Below are 25,328 nucleotides of genomic sequence, written 5' to 3' on the forward strand. Positions count from 1 at the left end.
CCCGCCTCCTGTCTTCGCCCCGGCTGGCCGCGCCCGGCGGCGCGCTCGGCGACTGCGGGCATGAAGTGGGGAGACACCCTCTGTGGCTGGGGCGGTCGGCTCCACGGCTTTAGCCACCTCCCCGGTCAGGGTCCCGCGTCGAGCAAGACCAGGGGGCCACTCGTTCAAATTCCGGGCAGGATCACAGCCTGCCCGAGTTGCCGGCCAGCGTACGGCCCCCTGATCATGCTCGACCCCAAACCGGGCAGGGCACCGGCCAAACCCGCTCCGCCGACCTAGCGTCCTGGAGGATGATGCCGTGAGGCCCAGCCCCCTATGAGACAGCTCGGGCGAGTCGTAAACTGCAGCACTGGTTGAGTCGGATGAATCGGGGGGGCGATGGCTCGCGACCTAGTGCCCAAGGCACAGGAGAAAATCGTCATCCAACGTAGCGGTGACTGCTGCGCTTACCCTAGCTGCGGTATAGCCCTCAGCATCGATGCCCAAGCAGCCGAGGACTTGCACAAGGCCGTGGGAAAAGTCGCCCACATCCGGGCAGCTAGCGTGGGTGGACCGCGGTACGACGCAAGCATGACGCCAGCCCAGCGAGGCAGCGCAGACAACCTCATATACCTGTGCGGGCCTCACCATGACGTCATTGACACCCAACTTAACTACCACACCGTTGAGTTCCTTCAAGGTATCAAGACCAAGCACGAGCGAGCCGTAGCTCGGGCAATGAGTCACGCCATGGGAAAGATCGGCTATGACGACCTAGAGCTCGTTTGTCAGTTCATCGGTATGGGTGACGAGAGGACCAACGACGACGTCGTAATCCCAATCGACATCCAGCAAAAAATTGAACTCAACGGACTCGGCACGATAGCCGAGGAAAGAATCAGGATCGGCCTCGCAAAATCTGGCGAGGTTGATGATTTCATATCCGCGATCAGCAAAATGCGCCCCAATTTCGGCAACCGGCTCGCTGCGCGATTCAAGCGAGAATACTACGGCGGCTACGCAGAAGGGCTCACCGGAGACGAACTTTTCGAGTTCATTTGCTCCGTAGCGATGACTAATGCTGGCCCCGTGGAAACCGACAAGCTGCGAGCAGCGACACTGGCGACTGTAGCTTACCTATTTCAACTTTGCGAGTTGTTCGAGCATGAGCATCCTGCTGCCTAACCGTTACCTGAAGCCTTCCGATAGTCTCGCAGTGCACGCTGCCGAGCTATTCCGGAGCATGCCACCTGCGGAGTCGGTAGGTGCTGGCTGGGCGACCTATCGAAAGCTCTTCGGTAGCCTCCCCTTCGAGCGCTTCGTCCTAACGTTGGATGTACTCGTAGGCCTCGGCGTACTGCGTCTCGAAGGCCAGCAACTCGTGAAGGTGACAAACGATGCTGCGTAGGATCTCATCCAATTTTTCATCTTTTCAACCAATCGCCTTTAAGCCAGGATTCAATGTCATCCTGGCTGAAATGGCCCCCAATGCATCCGATAGGCACAGCAGAAACGCTCGCGGTAAAACGACTCTAATTCAGGCGATAAATTATTGCCTTGGAGGAAGTCTTGCAAAGTCAATGGCCCCGCTAGGGCCGACCGGTTGGGCATTTAGCCTTGAGCTAGATCTCTTCGGAAGTACCGTAACCGTCACGCGCAAAGTCAAGGGTGGCACCAGGCTTTCGTTGGCGTACCCGGCGGAGCTGACTGGTGCTCTCCACCCCTACCTGGATGAGAACTCGACGGTCTCCGTTGACGATTGGAAGTTTCTTCTAGGACTGGGGCTATTTGCCCTCGATCGGGTGCCCGAGCAAGGCGATAGAGGAATCTCCCCTCGGACGCTTCTGTCCTACGTAATTCGCACAGAGGCAGTCAAAGATCCTCTGAAGATCATCCCTCAGCAACCCGCGTGGAGCAGTCGAGAGCACGTCGCCTACCTGCTGAATCTCAATTGGGAATTGGTGCGCGACCTTTCTCGCCTCGAAGAGGACTCTGATACATACAAGGCGATCGCAAGAGCCACCAAGAAGAATCTGCTTCCTCGTGCCCTTCGCCCTGAACCGGAACTCATGCTGGAATTGGTGGAAGCCCAGCGCACGCTTGAAGAACTTTCATCTCGCGTTAATGGTTTCCAAGTCGTAGACGATCCAGACGGCCTTATCTCACGAGCCGATAGAGTTACTGAGGAGCTCAAGGAACTTCGTAACGATGCTCTGGTTGACCGTCGAATGATCGAACTCTATGCCGAGTCAATCGAGGGTGAGCAAACAACTAATGACGAAGGCGTCGGCGAGGCAGTTGCTGGACTGTACAGCGAAATGCAGCGCGCCTTCAATCCAGAAGCACTCCAAAGCTTCGAAAAAGTGGAGGCATTTCATCAGCAACTCATGGGGAACAGAAGGAGGTTTCTCGCGTCAGAGCTAGAACGCCTCAGGGTCCAGCAGGCACAGCGAGATGAACAGATAAGAGAACTTACCGCGTCACGAAACTCCATCCTCTCAGTACTAGACGCTGGTGGTGCACTGGAAGAGCTGTCCGCTCTACAAAATGAGCGCGCGCAGGCTGCGGCGAGAGTGAGTGAAATTGAGACCTCTCTAAGCAACGTGAGGGATCTCGCTGAGGCTCAAGAGGGCATTCGAGTTCAGAAGGCGCAGCTCAGGCAAGAAACAGCACGCGACCTCAGCACTAATAGGCATAAGCTTGATTCTGTTGCGACGCGTTTCGACGGCATGATGCAGGATCTGTATAACGTAGGAGGGGTACTAACAGCAGAGGTTGATGACCTAGGTTTCAAATTCTCTATCCGGGTCTCTACATCTGCCAGTGGTGGCGTCACCCGTATGCAACTCCTGTGTTTCGACCTAACTTTGATGGCCGAAAGCGATGAGCTGCATCACCCAGGTTTCCTAATTCACGATTCAGTTGTATTCGACGGCGTAGATCCGCGACAGGTTGCGGCCGGTCTGCGACTGATCAATGAGACGGTAGAAAATGTCGGCGGCCAGTACATCTGCACAATGAACAGTAATGATGTTCCGGATCTTGTCCGGGATGAGGAGTGGTTCGTCCAAGGCACCCGTAGGGTCGTCTTGGACACTGAGCAAGGAGGAATCCTCGGAACGTCCTTCTAGCAACACCACGGCCGGCTCCGACACCGTCGTCATGCTGCGGCCGTCGTGGCTCGTTCTGGTCAACTGCCAGCAGGGCGAGGGCCAGAAGACGTTAGGCGAGGCATATGCATGCGTGGTCAGTCGGCGCACCCGTCATCGGGGCGGAATGTCGTCGGGTGAGGCTCAAGCGGGGGCGAATCGTGGGTGCCAGTCCTCAGTCGCAGCCGGCAGAGTTGGGTCGTCTCCGGGCCGTCTAAGGTCAACCGAGGCGGACCAACCACGACAGAAGCCCACGGTGTTTGAGCTAGTCAGCGCCGTGGGCTTCGTCAGACCCTCTGGTCAATAGGACCGGTGACCGCGACTGGTTGCTACGCGGAGCACGTCTCGCAAGGCCCCGGTCAGTTCGGTCAGCATGCGGCGCAGGTCTTCTGAGTCAGCGTCCCGGTCACCGAGTACTGCCGAAACCTGCTCCATGAGGTCAGTCGCCATCCCGAGCTGTACCGCCTCGATGTTGTCTGCCAAGCGGGACATGTATCCGCCGCTGTCATCGGTGCTCAGGTAGCACGGCTTGCCGTCTGGGCCCGACCACGGGAGGAGTCGCAGTTCGTTCTGCAGCGTCATCTGTGCGCCTGCCTTCCTTCGATCGCGTGGTGGGTGTTGAAGACGGCGTCGACACGATCCCCCGGGAACACCAGTAGCGCCGCCTCAATGACTCGTCCGGCGTTGTCTGCCGCTACGCGAGTGATCGCGAGAACGGCCACGGCCGTGTTGATCCGCAGGGTTGACGCCTCATCCGGCGTTGGGAGCCGGGCGGATACCGTCTCCTGTACCTCGGCCGGCGGCGGGTCCGGCACAGAGAGACTGGCTTCCGCCCACTCCCTTGAGGACCGGTTGCTGAGCGCCGTGGTCAGTGTCAGGTCTCGCGGTACGTAGACGCGGGCCAGGCTGTGTGGCGACTCTCCCTCGTAGCTGAGTCGCAGGATTTCGGTCATTGGGCTGCCGTCATCCACCTTCAGAAGATCTGCCAGGTGTCCCCTCGCGGGCATCGCGGTCGAGCGGACCGTCACGCGCAGGTCCACGTCTGCGGCAGTCCGAGGATCCAGCGTGCCCCACCCACCGACGTACGTGATCTTGCGCCGTGGGCGGCGGACGAAGTTGCCCTTGCCGTGGATCTTCTCGATGAGGCCTTCTCGCTGGAGTACGGCGAGGGCGCTTCGCAGTGTGGCCGTGCTGACCTTGTACCGGTCCGCTAGGTCGGATTCAGACGGGAGCCGATCACCAGGCCCGAGGCGGCCAGTCGTCATCTTTCGTCTGAGGTCATCGGCGACGACGAGGCGGCGAGACGTCATAGACCGCGTCACCGCCTTCTCGTCATCCGCACGGCGACGAGCCGGGTCCGCCCGTTTATGGTCAGCAGTTCTCCCGACTCGAACAGGAGTTGCTTGGCGCCCTGGCGCAACTGGAAGAGATCGCTAACCCGGCAGGCTCGACCGCCGACTTGGATGATGTCGCCCCGCAGAACGGTGGCCGCCGTGATCTCGACGTTGGATACCAGCGCACCCCCGGGGGCCCAGTCGCTCACCGCTTCACCGCCGGTCGCGTGGAGTGGTCCAGCCCGGGGTGGCAGGGACCGGGGTGGCAGGGGCAGACGCACGTCTCGTAGATCACCGGCAGATCGACCGGCGCAAGGGGTGGCGACGCTTCCGCACAGGTTGCGTGAGTGCCCAACCGGCATGCGGTCGACCGGTAGGCGGCAGCCGCGGTTTCCGAAACGTGGAGGCGTTGACGTGGAGGCATCAGCGAACACCTGCCAGAGTCGAGAACGCCTCATCCGACAGTCGCGGCGCGATGATCATCGAGCGCTGGCGCGCACGCTGCCGCTCCCAGGCCAGCACGTACGGGCGGACGAGCACGTTGTCCTCGCCCAGGAGCAGCTGAAGGCGGCCAGCGGTGTCCGGCATCCATTCCGGGACGGCCGGCGGTTCTACGGCGAGCACGGGAGGGGGCGCCACAGCCGTCCGGGACGGCGTTAAGGCTCGGCGGTGCCTGCCCTTGGGGAAGTACCGCGCTCTGGCGAGCGAGACGGCACGGCGGATACGGTTGAGCACGCTGCTCAGCTCCTATCGCTGATAGCTCGGTCCCCCGACATCGCCCGTCGTGGGGGCCGCTTTGCGTACGACCGCCCAAAGGGTGCGGCCGTTCAAGCTGGTGGCGTGGAGCCCGAATCGATCGGCCTCCGCCAGCACTTCCAGGACCTCCCGCCATGACTCGGCGGAGAGCGATTCCGGCACCTCCGCCTCGACCGACGTGCACCGGTCGCGCTCTTCCACGCGTGTGGTGAGCCCGACCGCCGATAACCGAGCGGCGATGTCCTCCGCGCTCACTCGCGAAGCGGGCACAGGGAAGCCTCCGTCACTCGGCGATCACTTTGAGTGAAGCTAGTTAACTAGATTAGAGCTAGTGGACTAGATTTTCCATATGCCTGAGCAGCCGCCCTATCTCCGCATCGCCGACGAGCTACGGCGGCGGATCGCGGAGCACGTGTGGGAACCGGGGGACCGGCTCCCCTCCCGCGCGCAGATCGGCCAGGAGTGTGGCGTGGGCGAGAACGTCGTCCGCAGGGCTCAGGAGCTGCTGATCTCCCAAGGCGTGTTGGAGGGCCGAGCCGGTTCGGGCACCTACGTCGCCGATCCCCGGCAACGCGTGCGCGTCGTGCGGTCGTCGGCGCGCGAGCAGCCCGAAGGGTCTCCGTTCCGGGCGGACATGAAGGCCGTCGGCAGGCAGGGCGACTGGGAGAGCAGGACCGACGCCAAGGTGCCGGCCCCGGCGGAAATCGCCGCTCGGCTCGGGATCGCCGAGGGCGAGCTGTGTGTCCGGAGCGCGTATGAGTTCCTGGCCGACGGCAGGCCCGTGCAGCTCTCCACCAGTTGGGAGCCGTACGACCTCACCGCCGGTAGCCTCGTCGTCCTCCCCGAGGGAGGACCGCACGCAGGGGCAGGCGTCGTGAATCGGATGGCCGCCATCGGCATCACCGTCAGCCATGCCGTGGAGCAGCCCGAGCCCAGGCAGGCGACCGCCGAGGAGGCGTCGCTACTTGGCATCCAGAAAGCCGCGCTCGTCACGCACATCCGGCGGACGTACTACAGCGACCAGGGACGGCCCGTCGAGACGGCGGACATCGTGGTCCCCGCGGCTCACTGCGAGATCGTGTACGAGATTCCGATCAGTCGCGCGTAAGCGACCATGCGGCAGGGCCCCTCAGGGCATGCCCCAGCCGTGCCCCTTCCGTGCCCGATCGGCCGGGAAACCGCGGGGAACAGCGGCGCTCGACGGGTAGCGCACACGCCAACGGCCCCCGACCGTAAAGCCTGGTCAGGGGCCGTATCACTGCGGTGGGTGTGGGATTTGAACCCACGGTGACATCGCTGCCACGACGGTTTTCAAGACCGTTCCCTTAGGCCGCTCGGGCAACCCACCCCGCGCCGGTCGTGATCGTGGCGCGGGACCAGGGTAGCGGGTCGGTCCGGGGGTGTGGGTCAGTCGTCGCCCAGCTTGGAGCCGAGGGTGAGTTCGGTGGTGTGCTGCTTGCCGCCGCGCTCGTAGGTGACCGTGACCTCGTCGCCGGGCTTGTGGGTCCAGATCTCGCCGATCAGGGTCGGGCCGCTGTCGATCACCCGGTCGTCGAGCTTGGTGATGACGTCACCGGGCTTGAGGCCCGCGTCGGCCGCGGGGCCGCCCGCCTCGACGGGGTCGGAGCCGCCCACGCCCTGCTCGGTGAGCTTCGCGCCGTTCGTCGCCTCCTCCAGGGAGACCGAGGCGCCGATCTTCGCGTAGACCGGCTTGCCGGTCTTGATCAGCTGCTGGGCGACGAACTTCGCCTGGTTGACCGGGATCGCGAAGCCCAGGCCGATGGAGCCGGCCTGGCCGGTGCCGAAGCCGCCGTTGCTCGTGGACTGGATCGCGGAGTTGATCCCGATGACGTTGCCCTGGGCGTCCAGCAGCGGGCCGCCGGAGTTGCCCGGGTTGATCGACGCGTCGGTCTGGAGGGCGCTCATGTAGGACGCCTTGCTGTCCGCGCCGCCGTCGCTGGAGGCCACGGGACGGTTCTTGGCGCTGATGATGCCCGTGGTGACCGTGTTGGACAGGCCGAAGGGGGCGCCGATGGCGATCGTCGAGTCGCCCACGGCCACCTTGTCGGAGTCGCCGAGGGGGAGCGGGTTCAGGTCGGAGGGAGCGTTCTCCAGCTTGATGACCGCGACGTCGTAGCCCTGCGCGTTGCCGACGACCTTGGCGTCGTACTTCTTGCCGTCGGGGAAGGTCGCGCTGAGCTTGCCGCCGTCGACCGCCTCCGCCACCACGTGGTTGTTGGTGACGATGTGGCCCTGCTTGTCGAAGACGAAGCCGGTGCCGGTGCCGCCCTCGCCGTTGCTTCCCTCGGCCTGGATGGTGACCGTGCTGGGGAGCGCCTTGTTGGACACACCGGCCACCGTGCCCGCCTCGCGCTTGACGGAGCCGCCGGTGTCGGACGCGGAGACGGTCGTGGAGCCGCTGTCGTCGTTGTTCTTGGCCAGGGTGTAGCCGAGGCCGCCGCCCAGACCGCCCGCGACCAGCGCCGCGATCAGGATCCCGGCGAGCAGGCCACTTCGGCCGCGGCCCGGCTTGGGCGCGGGGGGCTGCTGGTACGAGGCTCCCCAGCCGCCGCCTCCCGTACCGTCGCCCGAGCCTTGGCCGAAGCCATGCCCGCCGTGACCGTATCCGGCGTGACCACCGTCGCCGGCGCCTCCGCCGTACGACGGGGTGCCGGGCGGCGGCGGGGGCGGGGGCCAGGAGGCGTCGGGCGGCGTGTGGCCCTGCGGCGCCGCCGCGGCCGGTGCCTGGGCGGGCGGGGCTGCGGCCGGTGCCTGGGGAGTGGCGGCCGGGTCCTGGGGCGGGGGAGCCGAAGCCTGCTGCGGGGCAGGGGGCTGGGCGGAGGCAGCGGGAGCGTCCACCGGCACGGGGGGTGCGGACGGGGCCGGGGGTACCGCGGTGCCCTCGTTCTCGGTGCTCACAGCTTCTCTCCTAGTTCCACGGCAGTGTGTCGGTCACCCTGGTCGCGCTCGGCCGCGCTCAGGCGGTGGTCCACGGTCCGGCGCGATGCGGATGTGCGGATGTGCCGGCCTTTTTGTATGCCATCAGCTTTTCCCACGGGCCGTCAGAGCACCATAAGCGGTTGCTGTGCGTCCCGGACCATCCCTTATATGGGATTTTTAAGGCTAAACGGACGCGTTGTCGATTCGACCCGATGGCACGTCTACCCGCCCGCGGTGGCACCATGACGCGGTGACCCACGCACGCCAGCACCGGATTCAGGTCGTCGCCCACCGTGGAGCCTCCGAAGAGGCCCCCGAGCACACCCTGGCCGCCTACCGGAAGGCGATCGAGCACGGGGCGGACGCCCTCGAGTGCGATGTGCGCCTGACGGCGGACGGTCATCTCGTCTGTGTTCACGACTGGCGCGTCAACCGTACGTCGAACGGCCGGGGCGCGGTGTCCGCGCTGGAGCTCGCCGACCTGGCCGAGCTGGACTTCGGGGCCCGCCGGACCCGCGAGTTCTGGCGCACGCGCGACGAGCAGCCGGACTGGGAGCACCGGCCCGAGGACCGGGAGGACACCTCCGTCCTGACCCTGGAGCGGCTGCTCCAACTGGTGGCCGACGCCGGACGGCGGGTGGAGCTGGCGATCGAGACCAAGCACCCCACGCGGTGGGCGGGGCAGGTGGAGGAGCGGCTGTTGCTGCTCCTGAAGCGGTTCGGACTCGACGCCCCGGCCTCGGCCGCGGATTCCCCGGTGCGCGTGATGAGCTTCTCGGCACGTTCGCTGCACCGGGTGCGGGCCGCCTCGCCGACGCTTCCGACGGTCTATCTGATGCAGTTCGTCTCACCCAGGCTCCGCGACGGGCGGCTGCCCGCGGGTGTCCGGATCGCGGGCCCCTCGATCCGGATCGTGCGCAACCACCCCGCCTACATCGAGCGCCTGAAGCGCGCCGGACACCAGGTGCACGTCTGGACCGTGAACGACACCGACGACGTGGATCTCTGCGCCGACCTGGGCGTCGACGCCATCATCACCAACCGGCCGCGCGCGGTACTGGACCACCTCGGGCGCTGATCGGGCGCTGACCGGGCGCTGAATCGGGGGTCGATTCGTCCACAGGCCTTGACCCGGAGGCCCGTCTGCCGCATTCTCCGGTCTCGGCCACACCGACGAAATCCAGCCACGTGATTACAGGGAGTGCTCCGGCGCGTTCGTTGCGTGTTCGACCGTGTCGAATGCGTCACTGGGCGAGGACGGTCCGGTTTCCGGTTCAGGCCAGAGGGGCATCCACACCGTGGCGTGGGGCGAAGGAGGTCTCGGGGGTGGCGTTGGTGGTGGCACAGGAAGTGCCCACGTCGTCGAGCATGGCCGTTCCCCATGGCCCTGCGGGCGTGGGGAGAGCAAGGCACCGGATGCGCGAGCAACTGCGCAGCGGCGGTGTGGCGGAACCGGTCATCGACGACGCCGTACTGGTCCTTTCCGAACTCTTGAGCAATGCGTGCAAGCACGGCCGCCCGCTGGGCGACGCCCTCGCCGGCGACGGCGACGTGCGCGCCGCGTGGCAGGTGGACCCGCGCGGCCGGCTGGTCGTGGAGGTCACGGACGGCGGCGGTCCGACCCGACCGACGCCGGCGACCCCCTCGGTCACCGCGCACGGCGGCCGCGGGCTGAACATCATCACCGCGCTCGCCGACGACTGGGGCGTACGGGACGACGCGCGCGGCGAGGTCACGGTCTGGGTCGTCGTCCACGACGACGTGCACGACCCGGACGCCGGACATCGGCGGGACGACTTCGCCACCCGCATCGCGGCACCGGCGGTGTCGGAGATCCCCGGTCTGGACTTCGCGGACGTCGTCGAAGAGGCGGGCTGACCCCCGCCGACTGCGCACGGTGCCTTTTGCCCCTGCGAGGCAGGGAGACCCGGTGGCGCGGTGGCGAGTAGGCGTGGTGGCGCGCGACGGCGTTCGGCGCAGAGGCGGCGAGCCAGGACACGGGCCGGGCCGACTCCCGTTGTCGGCCTCGCAGGGTCCCCGACTTCGCGCAGCCGCCCGTCGCGATTCCCCCCAGGGCCGCCCAGGCCCATCCGGACCTGTCCAGGCCCACAGGCCCATCCCCTGTCCACAGACGCCCCGTTGTCCACAGGTTCCCGTCGGTCCCCGCGCGAACGGCTAGGCTCGCGCCGTACGAGATGAGCCGCCCACCGGGAGACACCCACGATGGCCAAGAAGCGACCCCAGACGAAGGCCAAGCGCCCGCAGGCCACCGCCGGAGAGATCCCGGTCGTCGGTGCCCGCGAACCCTGCCCCTGCGGCAGCGGCCGCCGCTACAAGGCGTGCCACGGCCGAGCGGCCGCGCAGGCCACGACCGCGCTGGTGCACCGCCCCTTCGAGGGGCTGCCCGGCGAGTGCGACTGGGTGGCCCTGCGGGAGCTGGTCCCGGCGGCCACGGTGGAGCTGACCCTGCGGGACGGCCTGCCCGAGGGCGTCCCCTCCGTCACTCTGGCCACGGTGCTCCCGATGGCCTGGCCGGCCTTGCGCCGCGACGACGGCTCGGTCCTGCTCGGCCTGCAGAACGACACGGCTTCGGGCGACATCAGCCGCGACCTCGCCGACACCCTCAAGCAGGCACTGGAGGCCGCGCCGGGCACCCCGGTGCAGGGCCGCCGCGCGCCGGCCGAGGGTCCCAGGCTGCAGGACCTGCTCGCGCCCGAGGGGGCGTTCGAGCCGGAGGTGCACACGGGCTTCGAGTTCTGGGTGCCGGACCCGGACAACGCCACGCCGGAGGTGACCGCCTCCCTGGAGCGGGCCAACGCCGCGGCCATCCCGACCGTCCGGTTGCAGAGCGTGGACGCCGCGTACTGGTGCGAGACGCCGGACAAGAACCACCTGCGCTGGGTCATGCCGCACGAGGAGGAGCGGCTTCTGGACGCTCTCGCGCGGCTCCACGCGGCCGGCCGGTCGTCGCTCGGCGAGGGCACGCGCCTCGTCGGCTCCTTCCGCGCCCACGGGCTCACCGTGCCGGTGTGGGACCTGCCGAGCGAGGTCACCGCGCAGGACATCGAGAAGCCCGCCGCCGAGTTCGGTGAGCGGCTCGCCGAGGCCCTGTCCGCGGACGCTCCGCTCACGCACGACGAGCGCCGGGCGCGCGGCGGCCTGACCAACCGGCAGGTGACCCTCAGCTGACGCGCGGCGGCACGGGCCGGCCCGGCTGACCGACCGGTCAGCCGGAGCGCCCGCCGTGGAGTGGGTGACTCCAGTCACAACTCATGGCGCGGACAAGCCAGTCGGTGACCGGAAAACAGGAGATCGAATTTGCTAACAGCCGATCTCTTGTTACCGTTCGAGTAGCCCGGTTGCTGGTGCATCCCCCGTCGCCAGCAACCGGGTCTTTCCATGTCCCGGGTCGCGCACGCACCGCGACCGGCGGTCAACTCCCCGTTTCCGCAGGTGAGTTGCTCCTCCCGCGGTCGGGGTTCCCGACGAACGCGTTGCTTCCGCTACTCCCGGCGCCCGCGTCGTCCTGGCTCTCCGCGTCGCGTCCGGTGTCCCTGTTGCTGCCGGTGCGCAGCAGCAGCGGCCCGTACCCGGCCCGGCTCGCGAACTCCGCGACCGCGGTGTATCCGGCCAATCCGCCCCGGGCGCGTTCCCGGGGTGTCTCGCAGGTGCCCGGCGCGTCCTCGGCGCTCACGGCGCACCGCATCCGCAGGCTGCGCCCGTCGGGCCCCATGAGGCTCAGCACGGCTTCGAGCCGGTCACCGGTGGCGTTGCGGTAGTAGGTCCGCGCCCAGGTCTCCGGCCCCTGGGCCAGGACGCAGGTCTGCGCCTCGACGCCTTCGGGCGAGGTGAGTTCGGGCCCGCAGCGCACGGCCGTGGCCGGGCCGGGCGGCAGCGGCGAACGCGGAGCGGCGGCCCCACTCGGCACGGCGGCGCCGACGGCACCGTCGGACGCCTTGGAGTCACCGCCCTGCGAGAGGAGCCGGACGGTCGCGGGGGTGTCGGACCCGGGGTCGGGCGGCGGCCCCGCGGACGCCACGGCGAACGGCAGCACCACCGCGCAGACCACGACGCCGGCGATGCCGTACAGACGGACGCGCCGCCGGTCCAGCCCTCCACGGCGCGGCCCGGCGCGGTGCAGGCCGACGCGGTGCGGCGCGGCGGCACGGTGCTCCCCTGCATGAAGCGGCATGGTCCGGACGATAACGACGAAGGCCGGGCAGACCCTCCGCGCGCGCCGGAGACCCCTACAACTCGGGCGCGCTCACACCCGTACGAGTGAGGGCGTCGACGGCCGCGTCCACCATGGCCTCCACGTCGGGCACCCAGGGCGAGGCGGAGCCGGGCAGCGGTGCCCGCTCCCAGCGGACGGCGCCGCCGCCGGTCTCGGACGGCGGCAGCGCGAGGTAGCCGCCGTCGCCGTGGAAACGCAGGGATCCGGGGACGAAGTCCTTGGCGTAGAGCAGCTCGCCCAGCTGCTCCATGGAGTAGGGCCGCACCAGCAGCGACCAGCGGGTGGGCGAGGCGACGACCGGGCCGACCCGCAGGCCGGCGCGGTCGAGGGCGGCCAAGGCGTGGGCGGCCGGCAGGGCGGGCAGCGAGACCGCGCACGGGGCGGCGCCGCCGGTGGCCAGGACGATCGGCGCGGAGGGCCGGTTGCTCCACCACCAGCGCACCATGCGCGCGTCGGTGGTGGCCGCGAGGAGACCGGGGTCGAAGGGATGCGCGCCCGGCACCGTGCACTCGGGATCGGGGCAGCCGCAGCGGGTCCGCGCCTGCGGGTCCGCCGCCACGCCCGGGAGGACGGGCCACTGCCATTGCGTCGCGTAGGTCAGGGCCGCGCCGATCAGCTCAGGCCGCCCGCCGTCGTGCCGGGACAGGAGCCTGCGTCGCCTTCCGAGGATCTCGCGCATGAGCGCTCGTTCCTTTCCGTTGCACGCCTGGCAACACCGTGGTCACTCACACCATGTGTCGAGCATTCGCTGTGCGTAGCTTGGTGGCGCATCACATCCGTGCCGCGGGACGACCCCCACACCAGGGCGCGCTCCCCCGAGCGGCACCCTGCCGGGGAACGCCACTGCCAAAGGCAGGGGAAACCCCTGTGGGTCGAGCACTGACTGCGTCCGTGACGGTCCGTCCACACTGCGTCTGGCTAAAGCATGGGCGTGGCGCGGGGGTGGCGAAGTCTGGCGTTTGCCGTTCCGCGTATTTCTCTCCGCCTCCGCCACGGGAGGATGGGGCACGGTCGTCGGTGGATAGGACGCCCGGGTCCGTCGCCAGGTTCCGGGTGGCCCCCAACCACCCCCGGCCTTCTCCGAGTACGTACCCATCACGACCGCTGTGACGCTCCGTGAAGCACCCCCAGTCGACCGCAACAAGCCGTCCTCTGGGGCAGTTTCAAGCCAATCTAGCTTTTCCGCAAGAGTTCCGGAAGGAGGCCGCTCGCACCCCACGGACACCAGGAATCCCGGCAGGACAATGCTGGACATCCCCTTACGAGTGCGTGTACATGTGGAGACACTGCTAGCGGCGCAGAATGACATGGGGGTTTGCGATGCTTTTGAGCAGTAAGCGCCGGTCGGAAAGCCGGACACCATGAACGCCCCGCACCCTCCGAAAGTGGCCGGAATCGATTCAGTGGTCCCGCCCCCCGCACACACTGTCGCGCCCGCCGCCCCCGACGCCGCCCCGCCGGACACCTCGGAAGCCGCTGCCGCCGCCGACGCCCCGGGCAAAGGCTCCGCCCCCGGCCTCCTCCTCCAGGACCGGCTGGCCGGCTGGGTCTCGGACCTCACGACCCTGCACGAACTGACCGAACGCCTGGTCCGTACGGACACCCTCTCCGACGGCCTCCAGGAGTTGCTGCGCGCCGGTGCCGCCCTGGTGGGCGCCCGGCGCGGTCTCGTCATCCTGGAGCCGGCCGACGGACTCGGCCCGGACACCACCATCGGCCTCGGGCTGGCCCGTGCCGACCTCGGCCACATCGAGACCGTGCCCCGGACCTCCCTGTCCTACGGGCGGATCCTGGACGGGCTGCCGGTCGACGAGGACGGGGTCGCCGAGCCCGACCTGCTGGCCGAGAAGGGCCTCGACCCGCGCCACCGCGAGGTCGCCGCCCGCCTCGGCTACGCCGCCAGCTACGCGCTCCCGCTCTCCGCCGAGGGCACCGGACGGCTCGGCGCCGCCGCGTGGCTCTACGACGAACCCGCCGAACCGGACGAGCACCAGCGCCACCTGGCCGGCCTCTACGTCCGGTACGCCGCGCCCCACCTGACCCGCCTCCTGGAGGTCGAGCGCACGCGCGCGTGCATGGCGACGATGGCCGAGGAGCTGCTGCCCTCCCGCCTGCCGCGGGTGCCCGGCGTCCAGCTCGCCGCCCGGCACCGCACCGGCCCGCGCGGCGGCGGCGACTGGTACGACGCGCTGCCGCTGCCGGACGCCGCGCTCGGTCTCTCCGTCGGCTCCGTCACCGGAGCCGGGCCCAGCGCGGTCGCCGCGATGGGGCGGATGCGCGCCTCGCTGCGGGCGTACGCCGTGATGGAGGGCGAGGACCCGGTCGCCGTCCTGTCCGACCTGGAGCTGCTGCTGCGCCTGACCGAGCCCGCCCGTTCGGCCACCGCGCTGTTCGGCTACTGCGAGCCCGCGCTGCGCCGGATCACCCTGGCCGGCGCCGGGCACAGCCCGCCGCTGCTGATCGGGGAACGGCGCACGGAGTTCGTCGAGACCTCCGTCTCGGCGCCGCTCGGCATGCTCGCCTGCTGGGAGGCGCCCAGCGTGGAGGTGCAGGCCGAAGCGGGAGAGACGGTTCTGCTGTACACGGACGGGCTGCTGCACCGCACGGGGGACCGGGCCGACCGTGCCTTCGCCCGGCTGCACGCGGCCGCCGCCGGTGTACCGAGGGCCGCGCGCCACGATCCGGACGCGATCGCCGACCACGTCCTGCGCACCGTGCTGCCGGACGGGAAGGCCGACGCGGACTCCGAGGAGGACGTCGTCCTGCTGGCCGTCCGGTTCGAATAACGGACAATGACGCCTCGGAGGCCGCGGATAACGGACGGTAGCGACCTCCCGGTAACAGGCCCTTCGCCCCTGGGCCCCCTTCCGTACGACCGTACGATGGGGGTGGTCCAGTGCCGTATCGAGGAGGATGACCGTGGCGGAGGAGCTCACCCAGGAGAACCCGGAGATCCCGGAGACCCCGGAGGCCGTGCTTGAGGACGCCGCTGACGCGGACGGCGACGAGCCGGTCAAGCAGCGCAAGAACGGCCTGTACCCGGGCGTGTCCGACGAGCTGGCCGAGAACATGAAGTCCGGCTGGGCCGACACGGAGCTGTACGACCTGGAGCCCATCGCCCAGGCCGCCGAGACCGCCACCCGCCGCGCCGCGCTGTCCGCCCGCTTCCCGGGTGAGCGCCTGGTGATCCCCGCGGGCAACCTGAAGACCCGGTCGAACGACACGGAGTACGCCTTCCGCGCCTCGGTCGAGTACGCGTACCTGACCGGCAACCAGACGGAGGACGGCGTCCTGGTCCTGGAGCCCAGGGGCGACGGCCACACCGCCACGATCTACCTCCTGCCCCGCTCCGACCGTGAGAACGGCGAGTTCTGGCTCAGCGGCCAGGGCGAGCTGTGGGTCGGCCGCCGCCACTCCCTCACCGAGGCCGGGAAGCTGTACGGCATCCCCGCTTCCGACGTCCGCGAGCTGCCGGACAGCCTGCGCGAGGCCACCGGCCCGGTGCGCGTCGTGCGCGGCCACGACGCGGGCATCGAGGCCGCCCTCACCGACAAGGTCACCGCCGAGCGCGACGAGGAACTGCGCGTGTTCCTCTCCGAGGCCCGCCTCGTCAAGGACGAGTTCGAGATCGGCGAGCTGCAGAAGGCCGTCGACTCCACCGTGCGCGGCTTCGAGGACGTCGTGAAGGTCCTCGACAAGGCGGAGGCGACCAGCGAGCGCTACATCGAGGGCACCTTCTTCCTCCGCGCGCGCGTGGAGGGCAACGACGTCGGCTACGGCTCCATCTGCGCCGCAGGACCGCACGCCTGCACCCTGCACTGGGTCCGCAACGACGGCCCGGTCCGCTCCGGCGACCTGCTGCTGCTCGACGCCGGCGTGGAGACGCACACGTACTACACGGCGGACGTCACGCGCACGCTGCCGATCAACGGCCGCTACAGCGAGCTGCAGAAGAAGATCTACGACGCGGTGTACGACGCCCAGGAGGCCGGGATCGCGGCCGTGAAGCCGGGCGCCAAGTACCGCGACTTCCACGACGCGTCGCAGCGCGTGCTGGCCGAGCGGCTGGTCGAGTGGGGCCTGGTCGAGGGACCGGTCGAGCGGGTGCTGGAGCTGGGCCTCCAGCGCCGCTGGACGCTGCACGGCACCGGTCACATGCTCGGCCTGGACGTGCACGACTGCGCCGCCGCGCGGGTGGAGTCCTACGTCGACGGCACCCTGGAGCCCGGCATGGTGCTCACCGTCGAGCCGGGTCTGTACTTCCAGGCCGACGACCTGACCGTGCCCGAGGAGTACCGGGGCATCGGCGTCCGCATCGAGGACGACATCCTCGTCACCGCGGACGGCAACCGGAACCTGTCCGCCGGGCTGCCGCGCCGGTCGGACGAGGTCGAGGAGTGGATGGCGGCGCTGAAGGGCTGACGCACGAACGACGGCCGGGCACCTTCACGGTGCCCGGCCGTCGTCGTACCGCCCGGTCGTGTCGTCTCCTCGTTGGGTCGTGCCGTCGGGTCAGACCGCCACCAGCGGCGCGTCCTCCCGCCACTTGAGGATCTTGTCGAAGCTCACCACCGCGCCGTTGCGCCCCGGCTCGCTGCCGATCTGGACGTGGTCCGCCAGTTCCCGGATGAGACACAGGCCCCGTCCGCTCTCGGCGTCCGCGGAGACCGGGCGGCCCACGCTCCCCGGCCGGCCCGGCGCGGCGGCGGGGAACCCGGGGCCGGTGTCGGAGACCTCGATGTGGCAGCGCTCGCCGTCCAGGTAGGCCGTGACCCGGTAGGCCTCCGTGGGGCCGCCCGCGCCGTCGTCCCCGCCGTGCTCGACGGCGTTGGCGCAGGCCTCGCTCAGGGCTACGGAGAGATCGAAGGAGATGTCGGGGTCGACGCCCGCGCTCTCCATGGTGCCGATCAGCAGGCGGCGGGCCAGGGGCACGCTCGCAGCCTCGCGCCGCAAATGGAGTGACCACCAGATGCTCATGCTCCAGCCTCCCGGCCGCGGCTCGACATACCGTTACGTATTGCCCCTCACACCCCGGTGTAAGCACGCCCGGGCCGTGACACCGCTCATCTGGCGGATGTGGCGCCGTCGTGCGCCGGTGTATGCGGCACGGCTCACACCAGAGAGTGATCTTCCGGTTCACTTCGGGGCGTACCGCACCTTGTGGACCTGCCGTACGGCGCCGGGGGCGTCAGTGCGATGATGAGCCCGCCATGACTGCCCCCCACCCGCCAACGGCGCGCTCCGGGAACGATCTCCGGGTCCTGCGGGCCGCGGTGTTCGCCGCGGTCTGCGTCGTGCTGGCCGCGGCCGGGCACACCCTCGCCTCCTGCGCCACGGTTCCGCTGTGGTCGCTGGGGGCCGGATTCCTCGGGGCGGTCGTGGTCGCCGCGCCCCTCGCCGGCCGGCTGCGCTCGCTGCCGGGCATCGTGGCGCTGCTCGCCGTCGGACAGACCGCGCTGCACGTCCTGTTCGGACTGGGCCAGCACGGAACCGCCGCGGTCACCGCATCCGGCACGGCCGCCGGGGCCGGCGCCGCCGGAGCGACGGGCGGGCTGTCCGACGCCTCTCTGGTCCAGCAGGCGGCACGGCTGGTCTGCGGGACCACGGCCGCGGCGATCAGCCCGGCCCAGGCCCAGCGGATCCTCGACGACGCCCGGGTCGCACCGGACGCCTCCGCCGGCGCCACGCACCATCCCGCCGACGCGCTGGCCGGCGCCGGCGACCCCGCCGCGCTGCTGCCGTCCCTGCCGATGCTGCTCGGCCACGTCCTCGCGGCCCTGGCCGCCGGCTGGCTGCTGCGCCGCGGGGACCTGGCACTGGCCCGGCTCGTCGAACTGTCGGCGCACTCGGCGCACTCGGTGGCCGAGGGAGCGTTCGTACGCGCCCTGCGCGCGGCGCTCTCCCTGGTGCGCGCCCTGCACGCCGGGCTCGCCGGCGCCCCCGGTACGGGCCCGCGCCCGCCGCGTCCCGCCCTGCTGGCGCCGTCGAGGCCCCGTACCACCGCACTCCAGCACACGGTGATCAGGCGCGGTCCGCCGAGCGACGTGTTCGCCCTCGCCGCCTGACACGACACGTCCACCACCCCGCTTCCGCCCAGGGAGTACGGAGGGGGCCGTCGTCGTGCGGCACGCGCGCGTGCGCGCATCCCTCTCCTCACCCGCACCGGTGCAGTACCGGTGCCCACTCGAAGCGGAGTGCTCCGTCCATGAAGGCTATGAAGGCTTCACGTCTCGCCGCCGCCTGCGCCGTCTCCGGCATCGCCGTCCTCGCCCTGTCCGCCCCCGCCTTCGCGCACGTCAGCGTGCAGCCGGAGGGCACGGCCGCCAAGGGCGGCTACGCGACCGTCAACTTCAAGGTCCCCAACGAGCGCGACAACGCCTCCACCACCAAGCTGGAGATCAACCTCCCCACTGACCAGCCACTGGCGTCCGTCATGCCGCAGCCGGTCCCCGGCTGGAAGGCCGAGGTCACCAAGTCCAAGCTGGAAAAGCCGATCGAGTCGCACGGCAAGCAGCTCACCGAGGCCGTCTCCAAGGTGACCTGGACCGCCGAGGGCAAGGGCGTCGAGCCCGGCTACTTCCAGAAGTTCCCGCTCTCCATCGGCGCGCTGCCCGAGGACGCCGACCAGATGGTGTTCAAGGCCATCCAGACGTACTCCAACAAGGAGGTCGTGCGCTGGATCGAGGTGCCGCAGGAGGGCCAGGAGGAGCCCGAGAACCCGGCGCCCGTGCTGGAGCTGGCCGCCGCCGAGGACGACGCCCACGGCGCCGCGGACTCGTCGGACGACAAGGCCGGGGCCGACGCCGAAGCGGCCGCCAAGGACACCGCCGCCGAGGCCTCCGCCGACGGCGGCTCCGGTGACGGCAGCGACACCACCGCCCGGGTCCTCGGCATCGTCGGCATCGTCGTCGGCGCGGCAGGCGTCGGCTACGGCGTGCTGGCGGGCCGCCGGCGCGACTCCGGCGCGTCGGCGTAACGACGCCCGCGCCGGTGCGCCGACGCCACCCCGTCGGCGCATCCTCACGTCCGGTGCGCGCCGTTCCGTCGGTCCGACGGCCCTCGGCGCGCACCGGTGCACCTCACATCTGGGACATTTTTCTATGCGCAAGAAGACGTTCGCCGCGGCCGCCCTGCTCGCCGCCGCCTCCCTGACGCTGTCCGCCTGCGGCAGCGGCGCCGACAGCGACAAGCCGGTCACCGTGGTCTCCGAGGACACCGCACAGCAGGCCGCCACCGTCCTCGACAAGCCCTTCGAGAAGCCCGATCTCGTCCTCACCGACACCCAGGGCAAGAAGTACGACTTCCGCGAGCAGACCGCCGGACGGCCCACGCTGGTCTACTTCGGCTACACGCACTGTCCCGACGTCTGCCCCCTGACCATGAACAACATCGCCGTGGCCAAGAAGCAGCTGTCGCAGGCCGAGCAGGACAAGCTCCGGGTCGTGTTCGTCAGCACCGACCCGGAACGGGACACCCCGGCCGCGCTGGGCAAGTGGCTCAAGGGCATCGACCCGCAGATCGTCGGGCTGACCGGCGACTTCGACACCATCCAGGCCGGCGCCCGCACCCTCGGCATCTCGATCGACCCGCCGGCCAAGGACAAGAACGGCAAGATCGTCTCGACCCACGGCACCCAGGTCGTCGCCTTCTCCCCGAAGTCCGACGCGGGCTATGTCCTCTACGGCGAGGACGCCACGGTCGACGACTACACCAAGGACCTGCCCAAGCTCGTCAAGGGAGAGAACCCGTGAGCGGCCGCGGCACCCGCCCCGCCCTCGCCGCGTTCGCGGTGATCGGCACGCTGGCCCTCGCGGGCTGCGGCGGCGGGGACTCCGGCGCCGCGGACTCCGGCGCCTCCGGTGCCTCAGGGGCCGAACTCTCGGTCGGCGCGGCCTACATACCGCAGCCGGTCTCCGCCTCGATGGCCGCCGGGTTCCTCACCATCACCAACAAGGGCGACTCGGACGACGAACTGACCTCGGTCACCAGCGGGGCCGGCGACGTCACCGTGCACGAGACCGTCGACGGGACGATGAAGGAGGTGGACCGCCTCAAGATCCCCGCGGACGGTCAACTCGTGTTCAAGAGCGGCGGAAACCACCTGATGTTCGAGAACCTGAAGCAGCAGCCGAAGCAGGGCCAGTCGGTCACCGTCGAACTGCACTTCGCCCAGTCCGACCCCGTCACGGTCAAGGTGCCCGTGAAGGCGGCCACCTACCAGCCCGCCGACGGACACTCCGCACACACCGGAAACTGACCGGACACCGAGGGAGGGACCACCTTGACGCAGACCATCGCCCCACGCTTCCGGACCCTGGTGCTGCTGCTCCTGGCCGCGGCCTGCGCCCTGCTCGCCGGCGCCGGACCGGCCTCCGCGCACGCCGCCCTGACCGGCAGCGACCCCCAGCAGGGGGCGGTGGTCGACCGGGCTCCGGCCCAGGTGTCGCTCACCTTCTCCGAGTCGGTCTCCGTGGACGACGACTCGCTGCGCGTCCTGGACCCCAAGGGCAAGCGCGTCGACGACGGCAGCCCGTCCGGCACGGGGGGCACGACGTACTCCGTGAAGCTGCACACCGGGCTGCCCGACGGCACCTACACGGTGACCTACCAGGTGGTCTCCGCCGACAGCCACCCCGTCGCCGGCGCGTACACCTTCTCCGTCGGAGCCCCGTCCGACACCTCGGTCTCCGCCTCCGTCCAAGAGGCGGGCGGCGGGTTCGTCGGCGCTCTCTACGGCTTCGGCCGGTACGTGTCGTACGCCGGGTTCGCCGTAATGGTGGGCGGCGCCGCGTTCGTGCTGGCCTGCTGGCCGCGCGGCTCCGGGGTCCGCGTCGTCCAGCGGGTCGTCGTCTCCGGGTGGCTCGCGCTGACCGCGGCCACCCTCATGCTCCTGCTGCTGCGCGGCTCCTACACCGGTTCCGGGAAGGCCGGTGACATCCTCGACCTGAACCTGCTCGGCGAGGTACTCCAGACCAAGACCGGCGCCGCCCTGGTCTCCCGGCTGCTGCTGCTCGCGGCCGCCGCGCTGTTCGTCGCCGTGCTCTTCGGCGCCTACGACAAGCGGGAGGACGAGGAGAAGAGGGACCTCACCTTCGGGCTCGCGGTCGGCGGGGCCGTCGTCGCGTCGGGTCTCGCGGCGACCTGGGCGATGTCCGAGCACGCCTCCGTGGGCCTCCAGGCCGGGCTCGCCATGCCGGCCGACATCGTCCACCTGCTCGCCGTGGCCACCTGGTTCGGCGGACTCACCGCCCTCCTCGCCGCGCTGTACCGCGGCCCCGCGGACACCCCGGTCCCGGCCGTCGCCGTACGCCGGTTCTCGCGCGTCGCCTTCGGCAGCGTGGTCGCGCTGGTGGTGACCGGTACGTACCAGTCCTGGCGCCAGCTGGGCTCCTGGACGGCCTTCACCGAGACGCGGTACGGACAGCTGCTCCTCGTCAAGATCGGGCTCGTCGCGGTGCTGGTCGGCATCGCCTACCTCTCGCGCCGCTGGACGGCGCAGCTGGCGGGGACCGCGAGCCCGGGCGTGGTCCGGCAGCGGGAGCAGGGGGAGAAGCGCGAGAAAGGCCAGAAGGGGGAGAAGGCGGAGAAGGAGCGGGTGGGCGCGTCGTCCGGCCGCGGGAACGAGAAGGCGAAGGGTTCCGAGAAGTCGGCGGCGTCCGGCAAGGCGGTGACCTCCGGCAAGGCGACCGGTGGCTCGAAGGGCTCCGGGGGTGCCAAGGGGGCCGGTACGGGTGCCAAGGGGGCCGGTACGGGTGCCAAGGCGGGCGCCAAGGGGGTCGGAGGCGGGAAGGGTTCCGGGTCCTCGAACGGCTCCGGTGGCTCCCAGCGTGCCGCTCAGCTCGCCCGGCAGCGCGCCGCCGTGGACGCCGCCCGGCAGAAGCGGCAGCGGGACGCCGACCCGAACCGCTTCGGACTGCGCCGCTCCGTGCTCGCCGAGGCGGGCGTCGCCGTCGTCCTGCTGGCCGTCACCACCGTGCTGACCCAGACCGAGCCGGGCCGGACGGAGCAGGAGGCCAAGGCCACCGGCGCCTCCTCCGCCACCACGCCCGCACCGTCCACCGGCGCGGTGACCCTGGACATGCCCTTCGACACCGGCGCCCAGAACGGCAAGGGCGTCGTACGGGTCGAACTCGACCCCGCCCGGGTCGGCGCCAACGAGATGCACCTCTACGTCGAGCGCCCGGACGGGACCGCCTTCGACCTACCCGAGGTGAAGGTCGCTCTGACCCAGGAGGCCAAGGACATCGGGCCGCTGCCCGTCGCCCCGGACCACATCACCACCGGCCACTGGTCGGCGAGCGGAGTGCAGATCCCGATCGGCGGCGACTGGGAAGTCTCGGTGACCGTGCGGACCTCCGACATCGACCAGGTGACCGTCTCCAAGAACGCGCAGATCGGCTGAACCGCACCATGTCTGACCAGTCCACTCCGCAAGCCCCGAACGCCGAGACCGCCGACCGCGAGGGCATCTCGCGTCGGCGGCTGCTCGGCACCGCCGGTGCCACGGGGCTCGTACTCGGCGCGGCCGGCGGCGCCACCGGCTACGCCGCCGCCCCCTCCACGGCGGCCGCCCCGCTCACCTCGCTGGGCAGCGGGCGGGCGATGTTTCACGGGAAACATCAGCCCGGCATCACCGACCCCATGCAGGCCTGTGGCCATCTCGTCGCCTTCGACCTGGCGGCCGGCGCCGGACGCAAGGAGGCCGCCGCGCTGCTGCGCCGCTGGTCCGACACCGCACGCCGGCTGATGGCGGGTGAACCGGCAGGCACCCGTGACACGGACGTGGCCCGGGACTCGGGGCCCTCCTCGCTGACCGTCACCTTCGGCTTCGGGCACAGCTTCTTCGGCCGGACCGGCCTGGACGGACAACGCCCGGTCGCCCTCGACCCGCTCCCCGACTTCTCCTCCGACCACCTCGACAAGAACCGCAGCAACGGCGACCTGTGGGTGCAGATCGGGGCGGACGACTCCCTGGTCGCCTTCCACGCCCTGCGCGCCCTCCAGCGGGACGCCGGAGCCGCCGCCCGTGTCCGCTGGCAGATGAACGGCTTCAACCGGTCACCGGGCGCCACCGCCCGCCCGATGACAGCCCGCAACCTCATGGGACAGGTCGACGGCACCCGCAATCCGAAGCCGTCCGAGGCCGACTTCGACCGGCGGATCTTCGTCCCCGAACAGCCCGCGAAGAACGATCGGACCTGGATGGCGAACGGCTCCTACGCCGTCGTACGCCGGATCCGCATGCTCCTCGACGACTGGGAGAAGCTCTCGCTCAAGGGCCAGGAGGACGTCATCGGCCGCCGCAAGTCGGACGGGGCGCCGCTGTCCGGGGGCGGTGAGACGACCGAGATGGACCTGGAGAAGACGGACGAGGCGGGGAACCTCGTCGTCCCGATCAACGCCCACGCCCGCATCACCCGGCCCGACCAGAACGGCGGCGCGGCCATGGTCCGCCGCCCCTTCTCGTACCACGACGGCTTCGACGCCGACGGTGTCCCGGACGCGGGCCTGCTCTTCATCTGCTGGCAGGCCGACCCACTGCGCGGCTTCGTACCCGTGCAGCGCAAGCTGGACCGGGGCGACGCCCTCTCGCAGTTCATCCGGCACGAGGCGAGCGGTCTGTTCGCGGTGCCGGGCGGGGCCGCGGAGGGTGAGTACGTGGGCCAGCGGCTGCTGGAGGCGTGACCCGGCGGCCCGGGAGCAACCGGGTCCCACCCGTGCGAGGGGCCGGTGCAAGACACGTGAGCCGCGTCTCCCCGGGCCCATTAGGGTGAGGTTCATGCCAGCCAGTTACGCGTATCTCGGCCCTGAAGGCACCTTCACCGAAGTCGCCCTGCGCACACTTCCGGAAACGGCGACCCGGGAGCTGGTCCCGTACGTTTCGGTCCAGTCCGCGCTCGACGCGGTGCGCACGGGCGAGGCCGAGGCCGCGTTCGTGCCGATCGAGAACTCCGTCGAAGGCGGCATCACCACCACCCTCGACGAGCTGGTCGCCGGACAGCCGCTGATGATCTACCGCGAGGTGCTGCTGTCCATCACCTTCGCGCTGCTGGTCCGGCCCGGCACCAAGCTCTCGGACGTCAAGACGGTCACCGCCCACCCGGCCGCCCAGCCCCAGGTCCGCAACTGGCTCAAGGCACACCTCCCGGACGTCGCCTGGGAGTCCGCCGCGTCCAATGCGGACGGCGCCCGCCTGGTCCAGGAGGGGCGGTACGACGCCGCCTTCGCCGGCGAGTTCGCGGCGGCCCGATACGGTCTTGAGGTGCTGGAGGCCGACATCCACGACGCGGAGAACGCGCAGACGCGCTTCGTGCTGGTGGGCCGTCCGGCCCGGCCCGCGGCCCCGACCGGCGCGGACAAGACGTCCGTGGTGCTCTGGCAGCGGGACGACCACCCCGGTGGCCTGCGTGATCTGCTGGGCGAGTTCGCCACCCGGGGCATCAACCTGATGCTGCTCCAGTCCCGGCCCACCGGCGCGGGCATCGGCAACTACTGCTTCTGCATCGACGCGGAGGGGCACATCTCCGACCGCCGGGTCGCCGACGCGCTGATGGGCCTGAAGCGGACCTGCCTCCAGGTGCGCTACCTGGGCTCGTACCCGCGCGCAGAGGTCGGGGTCGCGGATGTGGACGCACTGCTGCCGGGCACCTCGGACGAGGCGTTCGTCGCGGCCGCGGACTGGGTGGCGCGCTGCCAGGACGGCCGATTCTGACTGCCGGTTCTGACTGCCGGTTCCGACAGCGGGTTCTGACTGCCGGTTCCGACTGCCCCGTCCGACCGGTCCTACCTGCTGATTTTCGTTATCCACAGGAGTTATCCACAGGTCTGCTTCTCGACCTGGGGACAAGTCGACAACGTAACGGCATTCAGTCGATATATCCCCCTACAGCCCCCCACTTCGTCCACAGCGGCTCAAGCCACCCTTCGTCCACCTGT

The 25,328-nt window shown here is 69.8% G+C and carries 24 protein-coding genes and 1 tRNA gene; 15 read left to right on the top strand and 10 right to left on the bottom strand.

The annotated features are described in order from the left end of the window. Nucleotides 1-570: 570 nt before the first annotated feature. Entirely contained in the window at nt 571-1,164 is a 594-nt protein-coding gene (locus ACZ67M_RS20860; RefSeq protein ID WP_469852145.1) for an ABC-three component system protein, read from the top strand. A gap of 212 nt (nt 1,165-1,376) precedes the next feature. Continuing rightward, complete coding sequence (locus tag ACZ67M_RS20865; RefSeq protein ID WP_469852147.1) at nt 1,377-3,110, top strand: DUF2326 domain-containing protein; 1,734 nt, start codon at nt 1,377-1,379, stop codon at nt 3,108-3,110. Nucleotides 3,111-3,428: 318 nt separating this feature from the next. Here ACZ67M_RS20865 and ACZ67M_RS20870 read toward each other — a convergent pair whose 3' ends face one another. The 5 genes from ACZ67M_RS20870 to ACZ67M_RS20890 form a co-directional block, all read right to left on the bottom strand. Further along, the gene (locus ACZ67M_RS20870) at nt 3,429-3,710 is read right to left on the bottom strand and encodes a hypothetical protein (protein ID WP_469852149.1); all 282 of its coding nucleotides are present in this window, start codon (nt 3,708-3,710) and stop codon (nt 3,429-3,431) included. Continuing rightward, nucleotides 3,707-4,438: a GntR family transcriptional regulator gene (locus ACZ67M_RS20875; RefSeq protein WP_469852150.1), complete on the bottom strand. Its 732-nt coding sequence runs from the start codon at nt 4,436-4,438 to the stop codon at nt 3,707-3,709. Before ACZ67M_RS20875 ends, ACZ67M_RS20870 begins: the two co-directional genes overlap by 4 nt. 8 nt (nt 4,439-4,446) lie before the next feature. Continuing rightward, on the bottom strand, nt 4,447-4,671 hold the full coding sequence (locus tag ACZ67M_RS20880; RefSeq protein ID WP_469852151.1) for a hypothetical protein: 225 nt from the start codon (nt 4,669-4,671) through the stop codon (nt 4,447-4,449). Between the two features lie 214 nt (nt 4,672-4,885). Beyond that, entirely contained in the window at nt 4,886-5,197 is a 312-nt protein-coding gene (locus tag ACZ67M_RS20885) for a hypothetical protein (RefSeq protein WP_469852153.1), read from the bottom strand. A gap of 12 nt (nt 5,198-5,209) precedes the next feature. Next, nucleotides 5,210-5,488 carry a hypothetical protein gene (locus tag ACZ67M_RS20890; protein ID WP_469852155.1) on the bottom strand — a complete coding sequence of 93 codons (279 nt, stop codon included), beginning with the start codon at nt 5,486-5,488 and terminating at the stop codon, nt 5,210-5,212. Between the two features lie 79 nt (nt 5,489-5,567). On the opposite strand from ACZ67M_RS20890, the gene ACZ67M_RS20895 reads away from it, so the two are divergent. Then, nucleotides 5,568-6,326, top strand: coding sequence for a GntR family transcriptional regulator (locus ACZ67M_RS20895; RefSeq protein ID WP_469852157.1), 759 nt, complete (start codon nt 5,568-5,570; stop codon nt 6,324-6,326). A 153-nt stretch (nt 6,327-6,479) separates the two neighbouring features. On the opposite strand, the gene ACZ67M_RS20900 is transcribed toward ACZ67M_RS20895, so the two are convergent. Then, nucleotides 6,480-6,566, bottom strand: a tRNA-Ser gene (locus tag ACZ67M_RS20900). Between the two features lie 59 nt (nt 6,567-6,625). Continuing rightward, nucleotides 6,626-8,137, bottom strand: coding sequence for a S1C family serine protease (locus ACZ67M_RS20905; RefSeq protein ID WP_467320441.1), 1,512 nt, complete (start codon nt 8,135-8,137; stop codon nt 6,626-6,628). Nucleotides 8,138-8,408: 271 nt separating this feature from the next. On the opposite strand from ACZ67M_RS20905, the gene ACZ67M_RS20910 reads away from it, so the two are divergent. From ACZ67M_RS20910 to ACZ67M_RS20920, 3 genes are all read left to right on the top strand, one after another. Continuing rightward, nucleotides 8,409-9,236: a glycerophosphodiester phosphodiesterase gene (locus tag ACZ67M_RS20910; RefSeq protein WP_392011069.1), complete on the top strand. Its 828-nt coding sequence runs from the start codon at nt 8,409-8,411 to the stop codon at nt 9,234-9,236. A 161-nt stretch (nt 9,237-9,397) separates the two neighbouring features. Beyond that, on the top strand, nt 9,398-10,036 hold the full coding sequence (locus ACZ67M_RS20915; RefSeq protein ID WP_361356591.1) for an ATP-binding protein: 639 nt from the start codon (nt 9,398-9,400) through the stop codon (nt 10,034-10,036). Nucleotides 10,037-10,381: 345 nt separating this feature from the next. Further along, nucleotides 10,382-11,347 (top strand): DUF5926 family protein, encoded by a 966-nt coding sequence (locus tag ACZ67M_RS20920; protein ID WP_361356592.1) that lies wholly within the window; start codon nt 10,382-10,384, stop codon nt 11,345-11,347. Nucleotides 11,348-11,591: 244 nt separating this feature from the next. Here the strand turns inward: ACZ67M_RS20920 and ACZ67M_RS20925 are convergent, their stop codons facing one another. Both ACZ67M_RS20925 and ACZ67M_RS20930 read right to left on the bottom strand, forming a co-directional pair. Next, nucleotides 11,592-12,350, bottom strand: a complete 759-nt coding sequence (locus tag ACZ67M_RS20925) for a hypothetical protein (protein WP_469852158.1) — start codon at nt 12,348-12,350, stop codon at nt 11,592-11,594. A gap of 55 nt (nt 12,351-12,405) precedes the next feature. Next, complete coding sequence (locus ACZ67M_RS20930) at nt 12,406-13,071, bottom strand: bifunctional DNA primase/polymerase (protein WP_469852160.1); 666 nt, start codon at nt 13,069-13,071, stop codon at nt 12,406-12,408. A gap of 682 nt (nt 13,072-13,753) precedes the next feature. Here ACZ67M_RS20930 and ACZ67M_RS20935 point away from each other — a divergent pair. Then, on the top strand, nt 13,754-15,178 hold the full coding sequence (locus ACZ67M_RS20935) for a PP2C family protein-serine/threonine phosphatase (RefSeq protein WP_469852161.1): 1,425 nt from the start codon (nt 13,754-13,756) through the stop codon (nt 15,176-15,178). 133 nt (nt 15,179-15,311) lie between these two features. Further along, nucleotides 15,312-16,814: an aminopeptidase P family protein gene (locus tag ACZ67M_RS20940; protein WP_451853975.1), complete on the top strand. Its 1,503-nt coding sequence runs from the start codon at nt 15,312-15,314 to the stop codon at nt 16,812-16,814. 90 nt (nt 16,815-16,904) lie between these two features. Here the strand turns inward: ACZ67M_RS20940 and ACZ67M_RS20945 are convergent, their stop codons facing one another. Next, nucleotides 16,905-17,369, bottom strand: coding sequence for an ATP-binding protein (locus tag ACZ67M_RS20945; RefSeq protein ID WP_392011085.1), 465 nt, complete (start codon nt 17,367-17,369; stop codon nt 16,905-16,907). Between the two features lie 233 nt (nt 17,370-17,602). Here ACZ67M_RS20945 and ACZ67M_RS20950 point away from each other — a divergent pair, with 233 nt between their 5' ends. The 7 genes from ACZ67M_RS20950 (at nt 17,603) to pheA (ending at nt 25,104) form a co-directional block, all read left to right on the top strand. Continuing rightward, on the top strand, nt 17,603-18,457 hold the full coding sequence (locus ACZ67M_RS20950) for a hypothetical protein (protein ID WP_469852163.1): 855 nt from the start codon (nt 17,603-17,605) through the stop codon (nt 18,455-18,457). A 149-nt stretch (nt 18,458-18,606) separates the two neighbouring features. Continuing rightward, entirely contained in the window at nt 18,607-19,368 is a 762-nt protein-coding gene (locus ACZ67M_RS20955; RefSeq protein ID WP_385802724.1) for a YcnI family copper-binding membrane protein, read from the top strand. A gap of 124 nt (nt 19,369-19,492) precedes the next feature. Next, entirely contained in the window at nt 19,493-20,143 is a 651-nt protein-coding gene (locus ACZ67M_RS20960) for an SCO family protein (protein WP_392011090.1), read from the top strand. After that, nucleotides 20,140-20,649, top strand: a complete 510-nt coding sequence (locus tag ACZ67M_RS20965; protein WP_469852166.1) for a copper chaperone PCu(A)C — start codon at nt 20,140-20,142, stop codon at nt 20,647-20,649. The genes ACZ67M_RS20960 and ACZ67M_RS20965 overlap by 4 nt, the downstream gene beginning before the upstream one ends. Nucleotides 20,650-20,673: 24 nt before the next feature. Next, complete coding sequence (locus ACZ67M_RS20970; protein WP_469852168.1) at nt 20,674-22,794, top strand: copper resistance CopC/CopD family protein; 2,121 nt, start codon at nt 20,674-20,676, stop codon at nt 22,792-22,794. Nucleotides 22,795-22,802: 8 nt separating this feature from the next. After that, nucleotides 22,803-24,077 carry an iron uptake transporter deferrochelatase/peroxidase subunit gene (gene efeB / locus ACZ67M_RS20975; protein WP_469852170.1) on the top strand — a complete coding sequence of 425 codons (1,275 nt, stop codon included), beginning with the start codon at nt 22,803-22,805 and terminating at the stop codon, nt 24,075-24,077. A 94-nt stretch (nt 24,078-24,171) separates the two neighbouring features. Beyond that, nucleotides 24,172-25,104 carry a prephenate dehydratase gene (pheA, locus tag ACZ67M_RS20980; protein WP_122616501.1) on the top strand — a complete coding sequence of 311 codons (933 nt, stop codon included), beginning with the start codon at nt 24,172-24,174 and terminating at the stop codon, nt 25,102-25,104. The last annotated feature ends 224 nt before the right edge of the window (nt 25,105-25,328 follow it).

It is taken from the genome of Streptomyces sp. NPDC107500 (assembly GCF_055582785.1).

Coding starts and splice junctions, on each gene's coding strand:
- ACZ67M_RS20930 (WP_469852160.1), bottom strand. CDS start 13,071: ATGCGCGAGATCCTCGGAAGGCGACGCAGGCTCCTGTCCCGGCACGAC.
- ACZ67M_RS20895 (WP_469852157.1), top strand. CDS start 5,568: ATGCCTGAGCAGCCGCCCTATCTCCGCATCGCCGACGAGCTACGGCGG.
- ACZ67M_RS20935 (WP_469852161.1), top strand. CDS start 13,754: ATGAACGCCCCGCACCCTCCGAAAGTGGCCGGAATCGATTCAGTGGTC.
- ACZ67M_RS20860 (WP_469852145.1), top strand. CDS start 571: ATGACGCCAGCCCAGCGAGGCAGCGCAGACAACCTCATATACCTGTGC.
- ACZ67M_RS20915 (WP_361356591.1), top strand. CDS start 9,398: ATGCGTCACTGGGCGAGGACGGTCCGGTTTCCGGTTCAGGCCAGAGGG.
- ACZ67M_RS20920 (WP_361356592.1), top strand. CDS start 10,382: ATGGCCAAGAAGCGACCCCAGACGAAGGCCAAGCGCCCGCAGGCCACC.
- ACZ67M_RS20870 (WP_469852149.1), bottom strand. CDS start 3,710: ATGACGCTGCAGAACGAACTGCGACTCCTCCCGTGGTCGGGCCCAGAC.
- ACZ67M_RS20925 (WP_469852158.1), bottom strand. CDS start 12,350: ATGCCGCTTCATGCAGGGGAGCACCGTGCCGCCGCGCCGCACCGCGTC.
- ACZ67M_RS20945 (WP_392011085.1), bottom strand. CDS start 17,369: ATGAGCATCTGGTGGTCACTCCATTTGCGGCGCGAGGCTGCGAGCGTG.
- ACZ67M_RS20875 (WP_469852150.1), bottom strand. CDS start 4,438: ATGACGTCTCGCCGCCTCGTCGTCGCCGATGACCTCAGACGAAAGATG.
- pheA (WP_122616501.1), top strand. CDS start 24,172: ATGCCAGCCAGTTACGCGTATCTCGGCCCTGAAGGCACCTTCACCGAA.
- efeB (WP_469852170.1), top strand. CDS start 22,803: ATGTCTGACCAGTCCACTCCGCAAGCCCCGAACGCCGAGACCGCCGAC.
- ACZ67M_RS20865 (WP_469852147.1), top strand. CDS start 1,377: ATGCTGCGTAGGATCTCATCCAATTTTTCATCTTTTCAACCAATCGCC.
- ACZ67M_RS20955 (WP_385802724.1), top strand. CDS start 18,607: ATGAAGGCTTCACGTCTCGCCGCCGCCTGCGCCGTCTCCGGCATCGCC.
- ACZ67M_RS20960 (WP_392011090.1), top strand. CDS start 19,493: ATGCGCAAGAAGACGTTCGCCGCGGCCGCCCTGCTCGCCGCCGCCTCC.
- ACZ67M_RS20950 (WP_469852163.1), top strand. CDS start 17,603: ATGACTGCCCCCCACCCGCCAACGGCGCGCTCCGGGAACGATCTCCGG.